Annotated in this window: 23 protein-coding genes; all 23 read right to left on the bottom strand. The window is 50.0% G+C overall.

Going from position 1 to position 19,976, the window contains the following annotated elements; genetic code table 11:
* Nucleotides 1–174 precede the first annotated feature (174 nt).
* The 23 genes from murA to NOM72_RS00495 all read right to left on the bottom strand — a co-directional run bounded on the left by murA (nt 175) and on the right by NOM72_RS00495 (nt 19,964).
* A complete protein-coding gene (gene murA, locus NOM72_RS00605) occupies nt 175–1,479 on the bottom strand; it encodes a UDP-N-acetylglucosamine 1-carboxyvinyltransferase (RefSeq protein ID WP_023469491.1) in 1,305 nt (434 codons plus the stop codon).
* A gap of 221 nt (nt 1,480–1,700) precedes the next feature.
* Nucleotides 1,701–1,940 carry a DUF1146 family protein gene (locus tag NOM72_RS00600; protein ID WP_235515945.1) on the bottom strand — a complete coding sequence of 80 codons (240 nt, stop codon included), beginning with the start codon at nt 1,938–1,940 and terminating at the stop codon, nt 1,701–1,703.
* A 312-nt stretch (nt 1,941–2,252) separates the two neighbouring features.
* A complete protein-coding gene (locus tag NOM72_RS00595; protein WP_029342737.1) occupies nt 2,253–2,666 on the bottom strand; it encodes a F0F1 ATP synthase subunit epsilon in 414 nt (137 codons plus the stop codon).
* Nucleotides 2,667–2,692: 26 nt separating this feature from the next.
* The gene (gene atpD / locus NOM72_RS00590) at nt 2,693–4,111 is read right to left on the bottom strand and encodes a F0F1 ATP synthase subunit beta (RefSeq protein WP_023469494.1); all 1,419 of its coding nucleotides are present in this window, start codon (nt 4,109–4,111) and stop codon (nt 2,693–2,695) included.
* A gap of 36 nt (nt 4,112–4,147) precedes the next feature.
* Nucleotides 4,148–4,999 carry an ATP synthase F1 subunit gamma gene (gene atpG, locus NOM72_RS00585; protein WP_023469495.1) on the bottom strand — a complete coding sequence of 284 codons (852 nt, stop codon included), beginning with the start codon at nt 4,997–4,999 and terminating at the stop codon, nt 4,148–4,150.
* A 42-nt stretch (nt 5,000–5,041) separates the two neighbouring features.
* Nucleotides 5,042–6,550 carry a F0F1 ATP synthase subunit alpha gene (gene atpA, locus NOM72_RS00580; protein ID WP_023469496.1) on the bottom strand — a complete coding sequence of 503 codons (1,509 nt, stop codon included), beginning with the start codon at nt 6,548–6,550 and terminating at the stop codon, nt 5,042–5,044.
* A 19-nt stretch (nt 6,551–6,569) separates the two neighbouring features.
* On the bottom strand, nt 6,570–7,103 hold the full coding sequence (locus NOM72_RS00575) for a F0F1 ATP synthase subunit delta (protein ID WP_023469497.1): 534 nt from the start codon (nt 7,101–7,103) through the stop codon (nt 6,570–6,572).
* Complete coding sequence (gene atpF, locus NOM72_RS00570; protein ID WP_023469498.1) at nt 7,103–7,636, bottom strand: F0F1 ATP synthase subunit B; 534 nt, start codon at nt 7,634–7,636, stop codon at nt 7,103–7,105. Before atpF ends, NOM72_RS00575 begins: the two co-directional genes overlap by 1 nt.
* A 127-nt stretch (nt 7,637–7,763) precedes the next feature.
* Nucleotides 7,764–7,976: a F0F1 ATP synthase subunit C gene (gene atpE / locus NOM72_RS00565; RefSeq protein ID WP_023469499.1), complete on the bottom strand. Its 213-nt coding sequence runs from the start codon at nt 7,974–7,976 to the stop codon at nt 7,764–7,766.
* A 75-nt stretch (nt 7,977–8,051) separates the two neighbouring features.
* Nucleotides 8,052–8,795 (bottom strand): F0F1 ATP synthase subunit A, encoded by a 744-nt coding sequence (gene atpB / locus NOM72_RS00560; protein WP_023469500.1) that lies wholly within the window; start codon nt 8,793–8,795, stop codon nt 8,052–8,054.
* An 8-nt stretch (nt 8,796–8,803) separates the two neighbouring features.
* On the bottom strand, nt 8,804–9,190 hold the full coding sequence (locus NOM72_RS00555) for an ATP synthase subunit I (RefSeq protein ID WP_023469501.1): 387 nt from the start codon (nt 9,188–9,190) through the stop codon (nt 8,804–8,806).
* A complete protein-coding gene (locus NOM72_RS00550; protein ID WP_023469502.1) occupies nt 9,187–9,405 on the bottom strand; it encodes an AtpZ/AtpI family protein in 219 nt (72 codons plus the stop codon). The genes NOM72_RS00555 and NOM72_RS00550 overlap by 4 nt, the downstream gene beginning before the upstream one ends.
* 777 nt (nt 9,406–10,182) lie before the next feature.
* Nucleotides 10,183–11,316 carry a non-hydrolyzing UDP-N-acetylglucosamine 2-epimerase gene (gene wecB, locus NOM72_RS00545; RefSeq protein ID WP_058264532.1) on the bottom strand — a complete coding sequence of 378 codons (1,134 nt, stop codon included), beginning with the start codon at nt 11,314–11,316 and terminating at the stop codon, nt 10,183–10,185.
* A 124-nt stretch (nt 11,317–11,440) separates the two neighbouring features.
* Nucleotides 11,441–12,070 (bottom strand): uracil phosphoribosyltransferase, encoded by a 630-nt coding sequence (gene upp / locus NOM72_RS00540; protein WP_023469504.1) that lies wholly within the window; start codon nt 12,068–12,070, stop codon nt 11,441–11,443.
* Between the two features lie 72 nt (nt 12,071–12,142).
* A complete protein-coding gene (locus NOM72_RS00535; RefSeq protein ID WP_255997308.1) occupies nt 12,143–13,114 on the bottom strand; it encodes a hypothetical protein in 972 nt (323 codons plus the stop codon).
* Nucleotides 13,115–13,255: 141 nt separating this feature from the next.
* The gene (locus tag NOM72_RS00530; protein ID WP_255997307.1) at nt 13,256–13,897 is read right to left on the bottom strand and encodes an ABC transporter ATP-binding protein; all 642 of its coding nucleotides are present in this window, start codon (nt 13,895–13,897) and stop codon (nt 13,256–13,258) included.
* Complete coding sequence (locus tag NOM72_RS00525) at nt 13,894–14,922, bottom strand: ABC transporter permease (RefSeq protein ID WP_255997306.1); 1,029 nt, start codon at nt 14,920–14,922, stop codon at nt 13,894–13,896. Before NOM72_RS00525 ends, NOM72_RS00530 begins: the two co-directional genes overlap by 4 nt.
* Before the next feature lie 75 nt (nt 14,923–14,997).
* Nucleotides 14,998–16,353: a HAMP domain-containing sensor histidine kinase gene (locus NOM72_RS00520; RefSeq protein ID WP_255997305.1), complete on the bottom strand. Its 1,356-nt coding sequence runs from the start codon at nt 16,351–16,353 to the stop codon at nt 14,998–15,000.
* Nucleotides 16,350–17,018, bottom strand: coding sequence for a response regulator transcription factor (locus NOM72_RS00515; RefSeq protein WP_255997304.1), 669 nt, complete (start codon nt 17,016–17,018; stop codon nt 16,350–16,352). Before NOM72_RS00515 ends, NOM72_RS00520 begins: the two co-directional genes overlap by 4 nt.
* Before the next feature lie 74 nt (nt 17,019–17,092).
* On the bottom strand, nt 17,093–18,352 hold the full coding sequence (gene glyA / locus NOM72_RS00510) for a serine hydroxymethyltransferase (RefSeq protein WP_255997303.1): 1,260 nt from the start codon (nt 18,350–18,352) through the stop codon (nt 17,093–17,095).
* Nucleotides 18,353–18,463: 111 nt separating this feature from the next.
* A complete protein-coding gene (locus NOM72_RS00505; RefSeq protein ID WP_023469511.1) occupies nt 18,464–19,003 on the bottom strand; it encodes a TIGR01440 family protein in 540 nt (179 codons plus the stop codon).
* A complete protein-coding gene (gene rpiB / locus NOM72_RS00500; RefSeq protein ID WP_023469512.1) occupies nt 19,003–19,443 on the bottom strand; it encodes a ribose 5-phosphate isomerase B in 441 nt (146 codons plus the stop codon). The genes NOM72_RS00505 and rpiB overlap by 1 nt, the downstream gene beginning before the upstream one ends.
* 5 nt (nt 19,444–19,448) lie before the next feature.
* Nucleotides 19,449–19,964, bottom strand: coding sequence for a low molecular weight protein arginine phosphatase (locus NOM72_RS00495; RefSeq protein ID WP_023469513.1), 516 nt, complete (start codon nt 19,962–19,964; stop codon nt 19,449–19,451).
* Nucleotides 19,965–19,976: the final 12 nt, after the last annotated feature.

Raw genomic sequence — 19,976 nt, 5'->3', positions numbered from 1 at the left:
AGAACGTCGTTTGGACGTCTAACCCATTTATGTATACATACTTTTCAATTCTAGCATACGCCTCATAACGAAACGACTTTCTTTTTCGCTTTTCACATTTCATTGTCATCTTTTTGAAAATACAGCAAAAAAGCATCATCTCAAAAACATGAGATGATGCTTGGATAATTGGAATTAAAGCTTTGTTGCTGCCGTTTCTTCGACGATTGCCGCTTCTTCTGTCACACGTTCGACGTCTGCACCGAGTGCTTGAAGTTTGAGGTGGAAGTCGACGTATCCACGATCGATGTGGTGAAGCGCACCGACACGCGTTTCGCCTTCAGCGATCAATCCTGCTGTGACGAGTGCAGCACCTGAGCGAAGATCCGTTGAAAGAACTTCCGCACCTTGTAACTGTACACCACCATTGATGATCGACGAGCGACCTTCAATCTTGATGTCCGCGTTCATGCGACGGAATTCTTCAACGTGCATGAAACGGTTCTCAAAAACTGTTTCCGTGATGACCGATGTGCCGCCTGCTTTGAGGACGAGAGCCATCATCTGTGCTTGAACGTCTGTCGGGAAACCAGGGTGTGGCATCGTCTTGACATCAACCGCTTCAAGTTTTGCTGGACCAACGACACGGAGTCCTTCTTCTGTATCCGTGATCTTAACGCCCATCTCTTCCATCTTCGAGATGAGTGGACGAAGGTGTTCGCGCTCAGCACCGATGACTTCGACGTCACCTTCTGTGATCGCTGCTGCAATCATGAACGTACCTGCTTCGATCCGGTCAGGAATGACATAGTGTGTTGCACCGTGTAATTTCTCGACGCCTTCGATGCGGATCGTTTCTGTACCTGCACCGCGGACTTTTGCGCCCATTGCGTTCAAGAAGTTCGCAAGGTCAACGATTTCTGGTTCTTTTGCGACGTTCTCGATGACTGTCGTTCCTTCTGCGAGTGTCGCAGCCATCATGATGTTCTCTGTCGCACCGACTGATGGGAAGTCAAGATAGATTTTTGCACCTTGGAGACGACCGTCGACATGCGCTTCAACAAATCCGTTTCCGATGATCGTCTTCGCGCCCATCGCTTCGAAGCCTTTCAAGTGAAGATCGATCGGACGTGATCCGATTGCACAGCCACCTGGCATTGCAACGCGTGCGCGCCCGAGGCGTGCAAGTAATGGACCCATGACGAGAATCGAAGCTCGCATCTTACGCACGTACTCGAGTGGTGCCTCGTCTTTAAGATTCGGCTCTGCATTGACCGTCACCGTGTTGGCTTCCGCATCGAATTCGACTTCCGCGTTCAAGTTGCGCAACACGTTATTGATCGTATAGACGTCTGCTAAACGTGGTACGTTTTGAAGGACGGATTTCCCTTCTGATGCAAGCAATGTTGCAACGAGTGTTTTTAATACGGCATTTTTTGCACCTTCTACTTTGACTGTGCCAGCTAATTTACGTCCGCCTCGGACAACGATTTTTTCCATTCCCCATACTCCTCTGCTTCGTTTCTGTTCTATTTATGATGGCGTGATAAGTGCGTATGCGGTTCGAGATGAACCGATAGAAGAGAAACTCCCAATAGTTAAAACTACTACGCGACTGTTTCGATGATTGATAAATTGACTGTGTTCTTTCATTAAAGAACAGTGTCCTTTTCCATGGTAATCCAGTTTCACGATACAAGGTTTACAATGAAGTTACAAGTTCAGCTGAATAAGAATTTCAGACGTTGCGCAAAACCCGCATATTCAAGTAAAAAGCGCGCCAGACTGGAACCAAGAGCAACAGCAAGCAGGACACGTAGTAAAACCGCCTGTGGACCTCTAGGATGTTGCAGGAATTTATCCCATTTGATTGGTAACATCACCCACCAAGCAAACAAGATGGCGATCACGTACATGAGCATGCTGATCAGAGCACTAATACCAATTGACGTCACTACCATTGCACCTCTTCTTCATAATTTCTTCAACTTTACCATGATTTCATAAAATGAATGATTGCGCAAACAAAATGACACAAGCTGCATTTATTTTATCGCATAAAATATATTTATTGAAGAGCAAATGAGGAAAATCATGAGCTTTCTGTTGAAGAAATCGTGAAAACAAGGCATATAGTGTTCTTTTACATATTTTTCGCTTCCTAAACCTGATTCCAAGCGCCTCGCTCAGAAAACGCTTCTTCGCACTCATTCATTGATGCGTCGTACAAAAAAAGACCCGATTCCATGAAGGAATCGAGTCTTTGATCGACATCAATCGCGACCGTAGTCTTTCAAGCTGAGACGGTTAACTGCTCGTTTCAGTGAAAGTTCAGCACGCTTGAATTCGAGTTCTGATAATTTCGTGTCCTGGAGACGACGTTCTGCACGAACCTTCGCAGCTGCAGCACGGTCGTAGTCGACCTTGTCTGCTTGCTCCGCAGTTTCCGCAAGAACCGTTACAGTATCCTGGCGCACTTCCATAAAGCCACCGCTGATAGCGATCAACGTGCGTCCGCCATCTTCGTGGCGCAACTTCAAGATGCTGATGTCGAGTGGTGTCACGAGTGGGACGTGGTGCGGGAGAACCCCGATCTCACCAGAAATCGTCTTCGCAACGACCATACGGACATCGCCATCATACACTTCGCCATCCGGGGTGACGATATTGACATGAAGTGTGTTCATCTCAAGTCCCCCTTATGCTTTGTCACTTAGACAAGCGCCTTCGCTTTTTCAATCGCATCTTCGATCGGACCGACGAGACGGAATGCTTCTTCCGTTAAGTCATCGTGTTTACCTTCGAGGATTTCTTTGAAGCCGCGGATCGTGTCCTTAACTGGGACGTACGATCCTTTTTGTCCTGTGAACTGCTCAGCTACGTGGAAGTTCTGCGACAAGAAGAATTGGATACGACGCGCACGGTGTACAGTCAATTTGTCGTCTTCTGACAACTCGTCCATACCGAGGATCGCGATGATATCTTGAAGTTCTTTATAACGCTGAAGTGTTTCCTGAACTTGACGTGCAACACCGTAGTGCTCTTCGCCGACGATTTCCGGTGAAAGGGCGCGTGATGTTGAAGCAAGTGGATCCACGGCAGGATAGATCCCCATCTCAGAGAGACGGCGCTCAAGGTTCGTCGTTGCATCTAAGTGAGCAAACGTCGTCGCAGGAGCCGGGTCAGTATAGTCATCGGCTGGTACATAAACCGCTTGGATCGATGTAACCGAACCTTTGTTTGTTGATGTGATTCGCTCTTGGAGCATACCCATCTCTGTTGCGAGTGTTGGCTGGTAACCAACGGCAGATGGCATACGACCGAGAAGGGCCGATACCTCAGAACCCGCTTGTGTGTAACGGAAGATGTTATCAACGAAGAGAAGAACGTCTTGTCCTTGCTCATCACGGAAGTATTCTGCCATTGTCAAACCAGTCAAGGCAACACGAAGACGTGCACCCGGTGGTTCGTTCATCTGACCGAAGACCATCGCTGTTTGTTTGATAACGCCTGAATCCGTCATCTCGTGGAACAAGTCATTTCCTTCACGCGTCCGCTCACCAACACCTGCGAATACCGAGATACCGCTGTGCTCTTGCGCGATGTTGTTGATCAATTCCTGGATGAGGACGGTCTTACCTACACCGGCACCACCGAAGAGACCGATCTTACCACCCTTGATGTAAGGAGCGAGCAAGTCGACGACTTTAATTCCAGTCTCGAGGATTTCAACTTTCGTTGAAAGGTTATCGAAAGTCGGTGCTTTTTTGTGGATCGGAAGACGTTCCACGTCAGCAGCGATTTCTTTTTCATCAATTGGGTTACCGAGTACGTTGAAGACGCGACCAAGTGTCGCTTCTCCGACGGGTACCGAGATTGGAGCATTCGTATCGAGTACTTCCATTCCACGGCGTACTCCATCCGTAGAGTCCATCGCAATGGTACGGACGACGTCGTCACCAAGGTGCAGGGCGACCTCAAGCGTCAAGTCGATAGCCACTTCTTCTACAGTTTGCGGCGTATATTGAATACGAAGCGCGTTGTAGATGTTCGGTAAGTGTCCTTCGAACTTAACGTCGATGACAGGTCCCATGACCGCGACGACGCGGCCTTTTAAACCGAGTTCGTTCATCGTGTTTCCTCCTACCTATCGTTACGCCAGTCGGGATTACTGCTGCGCAGCAGCCCCACTGACGATCTCTGTGATTTCTTGCGTGATCGCAGCTTGTCGAGCTCGGTTGTAGACGAGAGTCAATCGACCGATCAAGTCATCTGCGTTATCTGTCGCACTTTGCATTGCTGTCATACGTGACGCATGTTCTGCTACTTTCGCGTCAAGAAGCGCACCGAAGATCAAGCTCTCCGCATAACGCGGGAGGAGTTCAGCAAGGATTTGTTCCTCGCTTGGCTCGTACTCATAAGTCGTCGAAGACGAAGCTTCGATTTCTCCGAGTGGGAGAAGAGTTTCGACTTTCACTTCTTGGCTGATGACAGATAAGAAGTGGTTGTAGCACAGCTTGAGCTCGTCGATTTCGCCGATCGTGAACGCACTCACTGTGCGCTTCACGATCTCAGCGACGTCGACATACGAAGGAGAATCGTTCAAGCCTGTGATCGCATCCGTGACCGTGATTCCGCGTGAACGGAAGAACTGGACACCGACTTTACCGACCACGAAGAGAACGTAACTGTCCGCAGTATGCTTTTCTTTGATTTCCCGGTAGACTTCACGCAGCACGTTGGCGTTATATGCACCAGCTAAGCCGCGATCCGATGTGATGACGATATAGCCCGTCTTTTTGACGGGACGTTTCTCGAGCATCGGATGGCTCGCACCTGTCGTGCCATTCGCAATGGTTCCGAGTACCTCTTGCATTTTCAGCATGTAAGGTTGGAACTTCGCGCTATGTGCTTGAGCGCGGTTCAGTTTCGACGCCGAAACCATGTTCATCGCTTTCGTGATCTGTTTCGTACTTTTCGTCGAGTTGATCCGCGTTTGTATCTCGCGCAACGATGCCATTTCGATTCACCACCTTGTTAGTATCAAGAGCGTTCCGCCGGATTAAACCGTCGCTTGGAACGTTTTCTTAAATTCTGAGATTGCTGCTACGATCTCTTCGTCTGCTGGAAGGTTACCTGTCTTACGGATCTCATCGCAAAGTTGTTTGCGGTTTTGATCGAGCCAGAGGTTGAGTTCCTTTTCAAAACGACGAATATCCGTTACAGCAACATCATCAAGGTGACCACGAGTCAAGGCATAGATGATGATGACTTGCTTATCGACAGTAAGTGGTTGGTTCAAGTCTTGTTTCAAGACTTCAACTGTCCGCTCACCACGGTTAAGCTTCGATTGAGTCGCTTTATCAAGGTCAGATCCGAACTGAGCGAATGCTTCAAGCTCACGGTAAGATGCGAGGTCAAGACGGAGCGTACCCGCTACCTTCTTCATCGCTTTTACTTGAGCCGAACCACCTACACGCGATACCGAGAGACCCGGGTTGATCGCGGGACGGACACCTGAGAAGAAGAGATCCGATTGAAGGAAGATTTGACCATCCGTGATCGAGATAACGTTCGTCGGGATATAAGCTGAGATATCCGACGCTTGTGTTTCGATGAACGGAAGGGCAGTCAAGCTACCTGCGCCAAGCTCGTCGTTCAACTTCGCCGCACGCTCAAGAAGGCGTGAGTGGAGGTAGAAGACATCCCCTGGGTAAGCTTCGCGGCCTGGTGGGCGTTTCAAGAGAAGTGAAAGCTCACGGTAAGCAGCTGCTTGTTTTGAAAGATCATCATAGATGACAAGAACGTGTTTGCCTTGGTCCATGAAGTGTTCACCCATCGCGACACCTGCGAATGGTGCGAGGTAAAGAAGTGGAGCTGGCTGTGAAGCCGCTGCCGAAACGACGATCGTGTAATCGAGGGCACCGTTTTTACGGAGCGTCTCGACGACGCCACGGACTGTTGATTCTTTTTGTCCGATTGCGACATAGATACAGATCATGTTTTCTTCTTTTTGGTTGATGATCGTATCGATGGCGATCGACGTTTTACCCGTCTGACGGTCACCGATGATCAACTCACGCTGTCCACGACCGATTGGAACGAGGGCATCGATCGCCTTGATTCCTGTCTGAAGTGGCTCGTGTACCGATTTACGCGCCATGACGCCAGACGCCTTACGCTCGATCGGGTTGTAGTGTTCTGTTTCGATTGGACCAAGACCATCGATTGGCATACCGAGTGGGTTGACGACACGTCCGAGGAGTGCGTCTCCTGTTGGTACTTCCATGATGCGGCCCGTACGGCGAACAGAGTCGCCTTCTTTGATTTCAAGGTAGTCACCGAGGATGATGATACCGACGTTGCCTTCTTCTAAGTTTTGCGCCAAGCCCATTGTGCCGTTAGCGAATTCTACGAGCTCTCCCGACATGACGTTGTCGAGTCCGTGTGCACGAGCGATACCATCACCGATTTGGATGACCGTACCTGTCTCGTTCACTTCCATCGTAGAACCGTACTGCGCGATACGCGCTTTAAGCAGGGCGCTGATTTCTTCAGCTCTAATGCTCATGCGTTTCACCCCTATTTTCTTACGCTTTTAACAGCTCACGCTCAAGGCGCGTTAGTTTAGTTTCGATCGTACCGTCATATGTCGTGTAACCGATTTGAACGCGAAGTCCTCCGATGACACTCGTGTCGACGACGTTCTCGACTTCAAGCGTTTTACCTGATTTTTGGCCAAACGTCTCTTTCACTTTCGTGAGTTCCTCGTCTGACAATTTGTATGCACTCGTGACGATTGCCGTCGCGACATTGCGGTGTTCATTCAACAATGCAATGAAGTGTTCCGGTAATGTAACGATCTCTGCCGCCCGGTCGTTTTCGACCATGACGAGCAATGTGTTCAAGACGATCGAGTTGAAGCCCGTGAAGCTTGTTTGAAGAACTTGCTTGAGCTCTTCAGCAGAAATCGATGGGTTATCTAAAACCGAAGCGAGCTCTGGTGTTGCGTGGAGCACTTCGCCGAGCGTCCGCACATCAGCTTCTGCTTGCTCGAGCACATGGTGCTCAAGCGCAAGATCGAAGAGCGCTTTTGCGTAGCGTCCCGCTACGTGATCACGCATTAGTTCGTGCCCTTAGTATCAGCAAGGAATTGATCGACGAGTGCTTTTTGAGCGGCTTCGTCTGTCGCAAGCTGTGTTTTCATGACGTGGCGTGCTGCAGCGATTGCTTGAAGAGCGACATCGTTCTTCAAAGCAGCTTGTGCTTCAGCGCGTTCACGTTCGATCGCACGGCGAGCTTCTTCCTTACTCATTTCGGATTCAAGACGTGCCTGCTCCATCGCACGTGCTTGCTCTGCTTCTGCCTGACGGCGTGATGCTTCTAAAAGATCGCGTGCTTCCGTACGCGCCTTGTTTAATTCTTCGCGTTGTTGTTCTACGTAGACTTCAGCGTCTTTACGGCTCTTTTCAGCCGAGTTGATCTCGCTAGCCACATGCTCTTCCCGCGCTTTCATCATGTTGACGAGCGGGCCCCATGCGAATTTCTTCAAGAGGATGAGGAGCAAGAGGAAAACGACGATCGTGACGATCATGTTGGCTAATAAGAGTTGGTTGCCTTCGCCGCCAGCCTCTGCCGCAAGATACGTTAGATTCATTCGATTACACTCCCCTCGTGGTTGGTTCAACTTCAATATCTACATAAGGGAGCCTAAGCTCCCGTGACGGTTCACTCAAACGTTGAACGAATAGCGCCCTATGTAGTCCGTTCTCGTTAATCGTGGATTAAGAGTTGAGAAGAAGGAAACCGACCGCTACACCGATGATTGGAAGTGCCTCAACAAGACCGATACCGATGAACATTGTTTGACGAAGTTCGTTTTTGAGTTCTGGCTGACGTGCTTGACCTAATACTGTACCGTTTACGATAAGACCGTTACCGATACCTGCGCCGAGTGCGCCGAGTCCGATGATGATCGCTGTTGCAATAAGATTCATGATAAATTGCCTCCCTAGAGTATGTTCATTGATTTGTCGTGCTGTTATCGGAAAAGCGGATGCTTTACCTTCGAATTAATGGTCGTGCGCTGCCTTATGTCCGATGTAAACCATCGTCAGGATAAGGAAGATGTACGCTTGGATACCACCGATGAAGAGTGAGAATCCTTGCCAGATCAACATCGGGATACCCGAGATGATCGCGCCGACTGGTCCGAGGAATTGGAAATCGTTCGTACCAGAGACGATACCGATCGAAAGAATGATTCCGATCATGATTTCACCAGCGAAGATGTTTCCGTAAAGACGAAGACCGAGCGTCAACGTGTTTGCAAACTCCTCGATGATGGTAATGATAAACATCGGCGTCATGAATGTTTTCGCATAAGCGCCGAAGCCTCGCATCTTCACACCGTAGTAATGACTTAAGACTACTACGAGAGATGAAAGTGCCAGTGTCACGTAAGGATCTGCAGTTGGTGAGTTGAACCAAATGTAGTGTCCCGTCACGACGTTGAATGGGAGACCCATGATGTTGGACACAAGGATGAACAGGAATAATGTCATTCCGAACGTAAGGAAGCGACCCCCTGTTTTCCAGTCCATCGTGCTGCTGATGATTCCGCGAACGAATTCAAGGAACATCTCCATCACGTTTTGAGCACCGGTTGGCTTCATCACAAGACGTCGCGTACCGGCCACGGCAATCAAGAAGACGAGAGCAGCAGCAATTAATACTGTGATCAAGTTCGTCCAGCTACCGTACAGAACGAAGTCACCCCAGAGTGGGATTTCGTAAAGTGGCATTTCGTGGTTCATTTGACTATTCACCTCTTTTCCCGCTTGAGTTCGTGAGTCAAGAACTCACAAAATTGTATGACGTGGCCGGCGAGAAGGCCTATTACCACCGCAGTTAATGACAATTCAGTTTGATATTTCAAACCGATCATCACACAAAGTACCGCGACCGCCATGCGTGAAACGGTCCCTCGAGACACTGGCTTGCGCCCGGTCTCAATTACACGATACATACGATCGACGCTTAATCGTTGAAGCGTCAAGATCAGAAAGCTGCCAGTTCCACCAAGTGCTAGTCCATAAATGACCGGGTCACTCGGGCGTCCGATGAGCAGCAGGACAGCCAGGATTCCGTAAAAGAGTCCAAACCATCGTAAGTACGCACGATACAACGCATCTTGAAGGATGATGTTCATGTCTTCTCCCCTAACAAGTGCCTGATCATGGCGATCATGCAAAGAATGCCGATGAAAATCCCGATGAACACGGCGAATGTCGCACCCATTTTTTCCCACCATTGTTGTTGTTCCCCATAGTTCCCAACCAAAAAGCCAATGACGATCGGTGCAGCCAGTGCCGTCGAAATTTGCGAGGCCATGACCATACTCTTCGCGAGCCCACTTTGGCGCACTAGAGACGACCCCCTTTTTTCCCAATTGCGAGTTCTTTTTCTTTCCCACAATTTGCGGATTTTCATACTAGTCAAGAATACAATGAAGCAGCTTTCATAGTCAAATGAATTCACAATAAAAACAGAGCCAAAAAACCTATACATATCAACGAATGATAAGGTTTTCACAGATGTCATACGTGCAACTCATTTCACGAAGATGTGAAGAAAATATGTAGTACTATCAACGGTTATAGAGATTGTTCATATGGTGAACAAAACCGTTGAATAGTAACGTTATATCGTGCTACCTCAACCGAAACAAGACCTCTAAAATTGATTTGTGTCGATTTTGTGAAAAAACATTTTCTGTTCACAATTGTAAACGCTTCCGAATCGGGACGCAAAAACAGCTCTGACATCTGTTTGTAACAATAGATTTCAACGATTTCCAATTTTTCAATCGTGAGGTGTGTCACAGCCTGAATCGTCATGGTTTATCTTCCAGTTTCAAGGTCATCTGGTTTTACATTTTCTAAACAAATGGGCTGATTTTAGTGGAAATGGTAAGAATTAAAGATGTTATTCCTATAAACTAAAACCTCTTGTCGCCATAGATGTACTAAAACAAAAAGAATCGCTTATTTCACGCGACTCCTACAGGAAAAAGCACAAGTCTTTGTGCTGTCAGAGACAGGTGAGACCTGACTCCTCGTCTAAGGACGATGGAGACGCGGCTTGCGTCTCGCCTGAGGAAAGCAAGTGAATGTAAGCGATTCGGAGAGTGATCGTCGTTTCTCATTGCGTGAGTAGCGGTGCCGGCGCTTCCCCTTGACCGAAGTGATGCAGGATCGCTTGGACGATCCGTTCTGACGCATGACCATCACCGTATGGGTTTGAGGCATGTGCCATTTCTTTATAAAGTGCGTCATTCGTCAACAGTTCGGTTGCCATCTGATAAATCGTCTCTTCTTCTGTTCCGGCAAGCTTTAACGTCCCAGCAGTAATTCCTTCCGGACGCTCGGTCGTATCGCGTAAGACAAGTACCGGAACACCGAGTGACGGCGCTTCTTCCTGTACACCACCGGAGTCCGTTAAGATTAAGTGAGCACGACTCGCGAAGTTGTGGAAGTCGAACACGTCGAGCGGAGCAATTAACGAAATCCGATCATGTCCCTCAAAGACCGTCTTCGCCGCTTCCTGAACAACTGGGTTAAGGTGAACTGGATAAACGACGTGTGTATCCGGGAATGCATCGACGAGACGACGAATCGCGCGGAACATCTGGTGCATCTTCTCGCCTTGGTTCTCACGACGGTGCGCTGTCATCAAGATCAACTTCCGATCCCCGACCGTCTCAAGCATCGGATGGACGTAATCGGCTTGGACCGTCGTTTGCAGGGCATCGATTGCTGTGTTCCCTGTAATATAGACGCCAGCATGACGATTCTCGGACGCAAGGTTCGCTGCCGCTTGTGCGGTCGGAGCAAAATGTAAGTCTGCGAGCGTCGACGTCAACTGACGATTGACCTCTTCCGGGAACGGTGAGTATTTATTATACGTGCGCAGCCCTGCCTCGACGTGACCGACCACGATTTGGTTGTAATAGGCAGCAAGGCTCCCAACGAACGTCGTCGTCGTGTCGCCATGGACGAGGACAAGGTCCGGCTTGATCTCTTTCATGATCGCATCGAGTCCTTCAAGACCACGCGTCGTAATGTCAACGAGAGTTTGACGTTGCTTCATGATGTTCAAATCGTGATCCGGTTCGATTTCGAACAGGGTAAGTACTTGATCGAGCATCTCGCGGTGCTGGGCTGTAATTGTGACATGAACATCAAAAGCAGGGTGTTGCTTCAGGGCGTTGACGAGCGGTGCCATTTTAATAGCTTCCGGTCGAGTCCCGAAAATCGGCATGACTGTAATCGGCATGGTGACTTCCTCCTTTTTTCCTTTTTTCATTAAAACATATTTCAGCAGTCTTGCGCAGTTTACGAAATAGCAACGAAAAGACCGCAGATCATCGTCTGCGGTCTTTTTGTGTATCTTACTATTTTTACTTCGTTCCGAAGAGACGGTCTCCTGCGTCACCGAGTCCTGGGACGATGTAGCCGTGGTCGTTCAACTTCTCGTCGAGTGCCGCGAGATAGATATCGACGTCCGGGTGTTCTTCTTGAACGCGTTTGACGCCTTCAGGTGCTGCACAGAGACATGCGAGCTTAATGCTCTTCGCCCCTTGTTTCTTTAAGGAGGAGATGGCGTCTGCCGCCGAACCACCTGTCGCAAGCATCGGGTCAACGACGACGAAATCACGTTCTGCGACGTCTGTTGGGAGCTTGAGGTAGTATTCCGTTGGCTCGAGTGTCTCCGGATCACGGTACAAACCGATGTGACCGACCTTGACGTTTGGCATCATGCGGAGCATGCCGTCGACCATCCCGAGACCGGCGCGGAGAATCGGGACGATCCCGAGTTTCTTGCCTTCGATCATCTTCTGCGTCGTCTTCGTGACCGGTGTCTCGATCGCGACATCTGTGAGTGGAAGGTCACGTGTGATTTCATATGCCATCAATGAAGCCACCTCGTCGACAAGTTCCCGGAATTGTTTCGTTCCTGTTTCGACCTTACGCATGATCGTCATCTTGTGCTGAATCAATGGGTGATCAAATACATGTACTTTACTCATTGTTTGCATCTCCTCTCCATTCTCTTTTCGCATTGTACTCTAAAAGCGCACTGCTTGGGAACTGTTTTTTCGTCAGTCCCCAAGCGTGCTCTTGCCGGAAAGAATCGCTTTCGCCGCGTAAGACCATTCATTGTCCGGCTGTTGTGCGAGTTCTTGCAAGGTCGCGCGATAATCACCTTTTTTATATTTTTGTTCATAGACCGCTTGCATCCAGAGGACATCACTCATGTAACCCGACTTCGGAAAATCCTCACGGTACGCGATATAGTCCGCCTGTGTCGTCTTCTTTAACTTACCAGCGGCAATCAACTTATAAAAACGCGCCATCCCTGCCGTCTCTTTATTTTTCAAGACGTCTGCACTCAACAGGTCATTTGCTTTTTGATAATCCTTTGCTTGGACAGCCGCAACCGCTTCCTTTAATGCGGCTTCCGGTTTCAGACCACTCGTTTTCGTCGTTTTCTTTTCCTTAACCGGCGACTCTTCTTGTTTTACTTCCGCTTCCGTCTTTTCCTTCTGATCGGTATTCAATTTCTCGTTTTCTTTTTTTAACTGCTCGACTTCCGTTTGTAAGGCAGCCAATTGTTGCGCAATTTTTTGATCGGTCTCTTCTTTCGGTGCAGCATTTTCTGAAGTAGGAGACCACGCTTGAATACCTACGAATAAGAGGCCGGCCGCTACCACTCCGGTTGCCGCCATCCACCATTGATTCTGATTCACCGCTTGGCGCCACTGTTTTAATTTGTCATGTTTCTGAATCGCTTCCGGCAGCGCCTTGAATCGCTTCTTCGCAAGACGTCGTCCGCCTGCCTTTGAGGCGATCGCAAGACGATATGTATAATATTCAACCGGCATCGGTAAATGTTTCCATTGCAGAAGCCGTGCATCCGCTTGTTCATAAAAGCCTGCTTGTTGCATGATGATGATCGTCTTGAAATCTTCGTACAGTCGTTTGTATTCTGATTTCGTCGTACTCTTCTTCTCCAACCATTTCAACATCTGGCTTCCTGTCGTCGACGCGAGCTCGGCTTGGGTCAACTTCATAATATTCATAACGCGTAAACTCCTTCATTTCCTTTTTTAAAAAGTATAGCAAATTTTTGGAATGACATCGCCTCCTCTTACAAGATTGAATATAAAAAAAGAATCGCTTTCCATTCTCTCGAAAGCGATCCATTCGTTGTCTTATGCTGTATGAATTTTTCCATCCTCGATCCGCCAGATGCGATCACAGACGTCAAGCATCCGTTCATCATGAGTGATGACGATAATCGTCTTGTTTGACTCATGCGCTTGCCGTTGTAATAGCTCCATCACTCGACGCCCATTCGCATAATCGAGACTTGCGGTCGGCTCGTCCGCTAAGACAAGTTGCGGATCATTGACGAAGGCGCGGGCAATCGCGATGCGTTGACGCTCACCGCCCGATAACGCATGCGGCAAATGGTCTTTGCGATGTTCGAGTCCGAACATGGCGAGTGCTGCGACCGTATCCACTGTTCGTCCAGCTTCTTTTGCGACGAGTTCCAGTTGCTCCTGGGCTGTCAAAAAGGGTACGAGATGCGACTCCTGAAAGATGAACCCGACTTCCTCAAGACGTAAGCGACGACGTTCTTCGCCCGATGCTTCACTGACGCACGTACCATCAAAATAGACGGCACCTTTTGTTGGTGTCTGCAGTAAACCGAGCAACTGAAGGAGTGTACTTTTCCCACTCCCGCTCGGTCCAACAAGGGCAATCAGTTCCCCTGCTTCTGCCTGTAAGTTGATATCGTGCAAGACGGTCATCTCACCATAACTCTGTTCAATCCGTTCTAACTGAATCATCCGTTCATTCCTCCCATCGCGTCTGCCACCTCAAGTTTTTTCACCATTCGTAACGGAACGAGCGCTCCGAGGATCGCCGTTATGAGTAAAATGCCGCCGTACATCAGACTCGTCGACCATTCAAATCGGAAGGGAAGATCCGTTGGTAAGAAGCGGCTCGTCAGATAGGTGATAACGACACTGACACCAAAGGCGAGGCTCGTCAGGAGGATGACTTGTACGAGTAGACTCGCACCCATCGTCCGTGTTCGGATGCCGATTGCTTTTAGGACGCCAAGTTGTTTCATCTTCTGCATCGTCAAGATATAGAAGAAAGCTGTCAGAATCAATGCCCCGATGACGACGAGTGCAACCCGCATCATCTGGAAGGAGTTTTGCTCCGCTGCATAGCCTGGCACATTCTCAACGACTGCTTGTTTTGAGAAGACGGCTTGATCCGTTTGCAACGACTGACCGATGTACGCTGAGACGTATGATGCCCCCATCTTGGATTGCCACGCTTGCCACGATTCATCCGTCATCCAGAGGACCGGTGCGTGACTATAACGTCCGTCCGTGACCGTGCCGGCAATCCGGAACGTCTCTTTCGTCCGAAAATCGGTGATCGTATCGCCGACACGGGTTCCGCGTTGTTCCGCATACGCGGCATCAACGAGCACTTCTCCTTGTTTCAATGATTGCAACTGTTTTGGACCATAGTTCGTAGTCTCTGGTAACGCAAAGACTGTCACGTCATCCTTCGTTCCATTCTTCTTCTCAAGCACCATGTTCTGGACACCGAGCGCTTCCGCGCCCTTCGGTGTCTCATCCGCCCGTAAGAATGAACGGGTCAGCTGCCCTTCCGCATCTTTACTCAGTGCAAACTGCTCGACCGGCAGATTACGGACGGCAGCCCCATTGTCGTAGGCCAGCCCGTCCGCAAGACCGGTGATCATTAAAATCAATAAAACGATCAACATCGTCACGATCGTCATCCAACTGAATCGTCCTTTCATCCGGACGAGTTCTTTCCATCCTAGTTTCATTGCATGATCCCTCCTGTATGTTCGCTACAGGATTGATGATACGACTGCAATATGAACGGAACATGAACGCACGCGTCAAGTACGTAAAAAAATCAATGTCACAGTCAGACCGGATGAATCGGACGACAAGCTCGCATCCCCACCAAGTTGGCGCATCGTCTCTTTGACGATCGCAAGCCCAAGACCCGTCCCGCGCGACGTGCGGGATACATCACCTTGATAAAAGCGTTCAAAGGCATGTTCCATCTGTTGTTCGGTCATGCCTGGTCCTTCGTCCTTGATTCGGACGATGACCTGATTCACTTGTTCTTCCGCTTGAATGTGAATCGTCGCTCCTTCGGCTGAGACCGAAACAGCGTTTCGAATGACGTTTTGGAAAACATGTTCGAGCGCACTAGCATCTGCTTGAATCTGTAGCGCTGCTGGTACATCGAGTGCGACGGCGATGCCTTGCTCATCGAGCTGAAAGGCAAGTGTTGCGAGTGTCGTCTCTAGACTCGCGCGTAGATCGAGTGCTTGCCGCTTGAAGCGCCGTCCTTCATCGAGCTTCGCTAAGATCAATAATTGACGCGTCAGCTCCGACATTCGCGCTGCCTCTTGTTGAATGATTGCCCGTCTCCTGACGTCTTCTCCCGTCACGTCGAGTTGTCCCGCGTACCCCGAGATTGTCGTCAGCGGTGACTGAAATTCATGCGAAACGTTTGCGACGAACCGGCGTCGTTCTGTATCAGACGCTTCGACTGCCGTTGCCATCTCGTCAAAGCGTCGGGACAGCTCTCCAATCTCATCGCGTGCCTTCGTTCCGACGCGGATTCCGTAGTCACCGTACGCCATCTGTTCCGTCGCTTTTGTCAGGCGCCGGATCGGACGCACGAGATACCGGATGGAGAAGACAAGCAAGAGGAAGCTGATCACGACCAGCAGTCCGAGGAACAGACCAACAAACAGGTGCAACTCACGGATCTGCCGACTTAAGTCCGGACGAACGAAGATCGCATCCGTTCCTTGCGCCGTCTTGACTGACGTCCCGTACGTATTGATGACTTCATTGTCGAATAGACCGAGCAAGAAGAGGTGGAACGGATACTCACGCATCCCGTAGTACGGTTGACCATTTTTCACTTGCTCGACGATTTGACTTGAGAGCGTTTCATCACGAAATGGATTTCCGTAACGCTCCGTTCCGTCTTCGGTCTGCACATATAGTTGAAAGCCAGTCGCTTGTAACATCCGGTAAAACGATTCTGTCTTTCCGTCACCGTGCGTCTCGTAATAATCAATCGCTGTCTCGACCGCTTCCTCAACTTTTTGACTATAGCTGTCCTGCCAAAACGAATAGTAGGCGATGTTACTGATTAAAAGCGCGAGTAGTGCGGACACGAGTAGGACGACACAGACGAGTCCGACGATTTTCGTATAGAGGGATCTCATGATTCGACCTCCAACCGGTACCCGAGTCCACGAACCGTCTCAATCTTCACCTGATTCGTCTCCTTTAAGCGTCCACGGAGTCGTTTGATGTGGACGTCAATCGTCCGGTCATCTCCCATGAAATCAAGTCCCCAGACGTGTTCAATCAATTCCTCGCGACTGAAGACCCGTCCCGGAAAACTTGCCAGCTGATGTAATAATTCGAATTCGCGCCGCGGAAGTGTCCACTCGGTCGACTGGATCGTCACGAGCTGACTGCGTTTATCGATCGTGACATCTCCGAGATGCAGAACGGGTTGCGCCGCTTTTTGATAGCGCCGCGCCACGGCGTGAAGCCGAAACACTAATTCTTCCGGATCAAACGGTTTCGTGATGTAATCATCGGCACCGGCTGCAAAGCCGTCCCGCTTATCCGTCAGTTCACCGAGTGCTGTCAGCATCAAGATCGGGATGTCCCCGTTTTGCCGTAATCGCTCACACAGGACGAGACCGGTCTGCCCGGGAAGCAAGACATCGAGCACCGCTGCTTCGAACGTCATCGTGTCAATCCAAGCGAGCGCTTCATTTCCGTTTGCTGTCGCTCGAACGGAATGTCCGTCGGCTTGTAACGTCGATACGACAAGTACTTGGATATGTGGATCATCTTCAACGACTAGAATATACATCGTACGCCTCCTTTTTTAGACAAACAAAAATCCCCTTCCCCTTCTCATAACGAAAAGGACGAAGGGGATGACGATCATCCGCGCTCTGGGTAGAGTGGGAAACGACCTGTCAAAGCAACGACACGCTCACGTGCTTGTGTGAGAACGTCTGCTTCTTCTGGGTGATTCAAGACGAGTTCGATCAACTCGGCGATTTCTTTCATCTCCGCTTCCTTAAAGCCACGTGATGTCATCGCAGCCGTTCCGATTCGGATACCGCTCGTGACGAACGGGCTCGCTGGGTCGAACGGAATCGTGTTCTTGTTGACCGTGATACCGGCTTCGTCAAGCGCGTGCTCTGCGAGTTTCCCTGTGATCCCGAGCGGTTGCAAGTCGACGAGGAGCAAGTGATTGTCCGTTCCGCCTGAGACGATCCGGAGTCCACGCTTCGTCAATTCCTCACCGAGGACTTTCGCGTTCGTGACGACTTGACCGATGTAGTCCTTGAACTCAGGTGCCAGTGCTTCACCGAACGCGACAGCTTTCGCAGCGATGACATGCATGAGTGGACCACCTTGAATTCCTGGGAAGATCGCTTTATCGATCGCTTTCGCATGCTCTTCTTTACAGAGGATCATCCCACCACGTGGACCACGCAACGTCTTATGCGTCGTCGTCGTGACGAAGTGTGCATGCTCGACCGGGTTCGGATGCTGACCTGCTGCGACGAGTCCAGCGATGTGTGCCATGTCGACCATCAAGTAAGCACCGACGCTGTCTGCGATTTCACGGAAACGTTTGAAGTCGATGACGCGCGGATACGCCGATGCGCCCGCGACGATTAATTTTGGTTTGTGCTCTTCTGCTAATTGTGCGACGACGTCGTAATCAATCATCTCTGTCTCTTGATCGACACCGTATTCCACGAAGTTGTACTGGACACCGGAGAAATTGACGGGGCTACCGTGCGTCAGATGGCCACCGTGCGAGAGGTTCATCCCGAGGACCGTATCGCCTTGCTCGAGAATCGTGAAGTAGACCGCCATGTTCGCTTGTGCGCCCGAGTGTGGTTGCACATTCGCGTGCTCCGCCCCAAAGATTTCCTTCGCGCGGTCGCGTGCTAAATTCTCAGCGAGATCGACATACTCACAGCCACCATAATAACGACGACCTGGGTAACCTTCTGCGTACTTGTTCGTCAAGACGCTGCCTTGTGCTTCCATGACAGCTTGCGAGACGAAGTTCTCGGATGCGATCAATTCGATGTTATCCCGTTGACGACCTAGTTCCTGGCGCATTGCCGAAAAGAGTGCCTCATCTTGTTGTTTCAGATACGTAAGCGGTGTTTGTTCCATCTGAATTCCCCCATTTCATTTCGATAGACCTATCTTAACACGAATGTTTCGTTCCCGGCATCCCTAAAAACAACATCAAAAAAGCAAGGGGTGCGCAACCCCTTGCATCAATCATTCGTATTTAGCACGTGCTCCACCGATTAATTTCGGTCGTGTCACGGCTGCCGTCACGTGTGCCTCACCGATTTCCTTGTGCGGCAAGCGCACGGGAATCGCAACAGCTTTCAAGTGCATCCCGATGAACGTGTCCCCGATATCAATCCCGGCGTCTGCCTGAATCGCTTCGACGACGACCGGTGCCGAGAAGCGCTGATAGGCAGCACTTGCCATCGATCCACCGGCTTCCGGAACCGGAACGACCGTCACTGGATCCAGTCCGAGTCGTTCTGCTGTTTGCCGCTCAAGCGTCAGCGCTCGGTTGATATGCTCACAGCCTTGGAAGGCAAGATCAACTTGGTGCGACCGACGAAAGGCATCAAACACGTCGAACAACGCGTCCGCGACTTCTGGTGAACCGGCCTTGCCGATTTGTTTGCCGATGACTTCGCTCGTCGAACAGCCGATCACGAGCAATTTTCCTTTTAAGGAAAATCGTTCATCCAGAGCGTTCAGTGCTTCTTCTAAATCGTGCTGGATGCGTGTCAAGTCCATTACTTCACCTCATAATCTGAGATTTTGCAAACGCGGTTCTCATGACGTCCGCCTTCGAATTCCGTTTCAAGCCAAAGCTGTGCGATCTCACGAGCCAGTCCTGGACCGATGACGCGTTCGCCCATCGTCAAGATGTTCGAATCGTTGTGCTGACGCGTCGCTTTCGCGCTGAACGTGTCATGGACGAGTGCTGCTCGGATGCCCTTGACCTTGTTCGCTGCGATTCCGATCCCGATGCCTGTTCCACAAATCAAGATGCCACGATCAAACTCTCCGCTTGCGACTGCCTCAGCGACTGGAATCGCGACATCCGGATAATCGATCGAGTCGGCTGAATGCGTACCGAAGTCCGTATAGTCGATGCCGAGCTCTTGTAAGAGATCGTTGATTTCTGCCTTTAACTTAAAACCGCCATGATCCGCGCCGATTGCTACTTTCATCTTTACTATTCCCCCGTTTGTTTAGGTTGTTTTTTCGGAAGTTTCCGTGTATCCGGAGCTTTTCTTCCGTTTCCGTTCTGCGTCAATTTTAACACAAGACGGTTGACGAGGGGTTCGAGTTCATTACGTACTTGCCGGTAGACGTTCATCGATCCGCCATACGGATCATTGATGTCCCGTTCAAGCCCTGTCACATATTCATATAAGGTGAACGTCCGTTCCTTCAGTTCCGGATAGCGTTCACCGACTTCCTGCTTGTGCTGACGCGTCATCGTCAAGATGATGTCAGACCAACGTCCGAGTACATCATCAAAGACTTGCGTATAGTGCTCGAGTTCGATACCGCGCTCACGTAACACTTGTAAGGCGTTCTCGGACGCATCAAATCCTTGCATCGAACGTAGTCCTGCTGAACGGACGTCGAATTCCTGATCAGCGACCTTCGAGCGTAGTAACGCCATCGCCATCGGGCTACGGCATGTATTTCCTGTACAGATGAATAAAACGCGACGTGTGCTCATCTCCGTATCCTC

It is taken from the genome of Exiguobacterium sp. LL15 (genome assembly GCF_024436095.1).
GTDB classification, from domain to species: domain Bacteria; phylum Bacillota; class Bacilli; order Exiguobacteriales; family Exiguobacteriaceae; genus Exiguobacterium_A; species Exiguobacterium_A indicum.
Note: the sequence above shows the minus strand (reverse complement) of the source record. Positions and strands in the feature narration are given on the sequence as shown.

Bases quoted from the DNA above. Each gene is read 5' to 3' on its own strand.
- murA (WP_023469491.1), bottom strand. From the start codon at position 1,479: ATGGAAAAAATCGTTGTCCGAGGCGGACGTAAATTAGCTGGCACAGTC.
- NOM72_RS00600 (WP_235515945.1), bottom strand. From the start codon at position 1,940: ATGGTAGTGACGTCAATTGGTATTAGTGCTCTGATCAGCATGCTCATG.
- NOM72_RS00595 (WP_029342737.1), bottom strand. From the start codon at position 2,666: ATGAACACACTTCATGTCAATATCGTCACCCCGGATGGCGAAGTGTAT.
- atpD (WP_023469494.1), bottom strand. From the start codon at position 4,111: ATGAACGAACTCGGTTTAAAAGGCCGCGTCGTCGCGGTCATGGGACCT.
- atpG (WP_023469495.1), bottom strand. From the start codon at position 4,999: ATGGCATCGTTGCGCGAGATACAAACGCGGATCAACTCGACGAAAAGT.
- atpA (WP_023469496.1), bottom strand. From the start codon at position 6,550: ATGAGCATTAGAGCTGAAGAAATCAGCGCCCTGCTTAAAGCGCGTATC.
- NOM72_RS00575 (WP_023469497.1), bottom strand. From the start codon at position 7,103: ATGCGTGATCACGTAGCGGGACGCTACGCAAAAGCGCTCTTCGATCTT.
- atpF (WP_023469498.1), bottom strand. From the start codon at position 7,636: ATGAATCTAACGTATCTTGCGGCAGAGGCTGGCGGCGAAGGCAACCAA.
- atpE (WP_023469499.1), bottom strand. From the start codon at position 7,976: ATGAATCTTATTGCAACAGCGATCATCATCGGACTCGGCGCACTCGGC.
- atpB (WP_023469500.1), bottom strand. From the start codon at position 8,795: ATGAACCACGAAATGCCACTTTACGAAATCCCACTCTGGGGTGACTTC.
- NOM72_RS00555 (WP_023469501.1), bottom strand. From the start codon at position 9,190: ATGAACATCATCCTTCAAGATGCGTTGTATCGTGCGTACTTACGATGG.
- wecB (WP_058264532.1), bottom strand. From the start codon at position 11,316: ATGCCGATTACAGTCATGCCGATTTTCGGGACTCGACCGGAAGCTATT.
- upp (WP_023469504.1), bottom strand. From the start codon at position 12,070: ATGAGTAAAGTACATGTATTTGATCACCCATTGATTCAGCACAAGATG.
- NOM72_RS00535 (WP_255997308.1), bottom strand. From the start codon at position 13,114: ATGAAGTTGACCCAAGCCGAGCTCGCGTCGACGACAGGAAGCCAGATG.
- NOM72_RS00530 (WP_255997307.1), bottom strand. From the start codon at position 13,897: ATGATTCAGTTAGAACGGATTGAACAGAGTTATGGTGAGATGACCGTC.
- NOM72_RS00525 (WP_255997306.1), bottom strand. From the start codon at position 14,922: ATGAAACTAGGATGGAAAGAACTCGTCCGGATGAAAGGACGATTCAGT.
- NOM72_RS00520 (WP_255997305.1), bottom strand. From the start codon at position 16,353: ATGAGATCCCTCTATACGAAAATCGTCGGACTCGTCTGTGTCGTCCTA.
- NOM72_RS00515 (WP_255997304.1), bottom strand. From the start codon at position 17,018: ATGTATATTCTAGTCGTTGAAGATGATCCACATATCCAAGTACTTGTC.
- glyA (WP_255997303.1), bottom strand. From the start codon at position 18,352: ATGGAACAAACACCGCTTACGTATCTGAAACAACAAGATGAGGCACTC.
- NOM72_RS00505 (WP_023469511.1), bottom strand. From the start codon at position 19,003: ATGGACTTGACACGCATCCAGCACGATTTAGAAGAAGCACTGAACGCT.
- rpiB (WP_023469512.1), bottom strand. From the start codon at position 19,443: ATGAAAGTAGCAATCGGCGCGGATCATGGCGGTTTTAAGTTAAAGGCA.
- NOM72_RS00495 (WP_023469513.1), bottom strand. From the start codon at position 19,964: ATGAGCACACGTCGCGTTTTATTCATCTGTACAGGAAATACATGCCGT.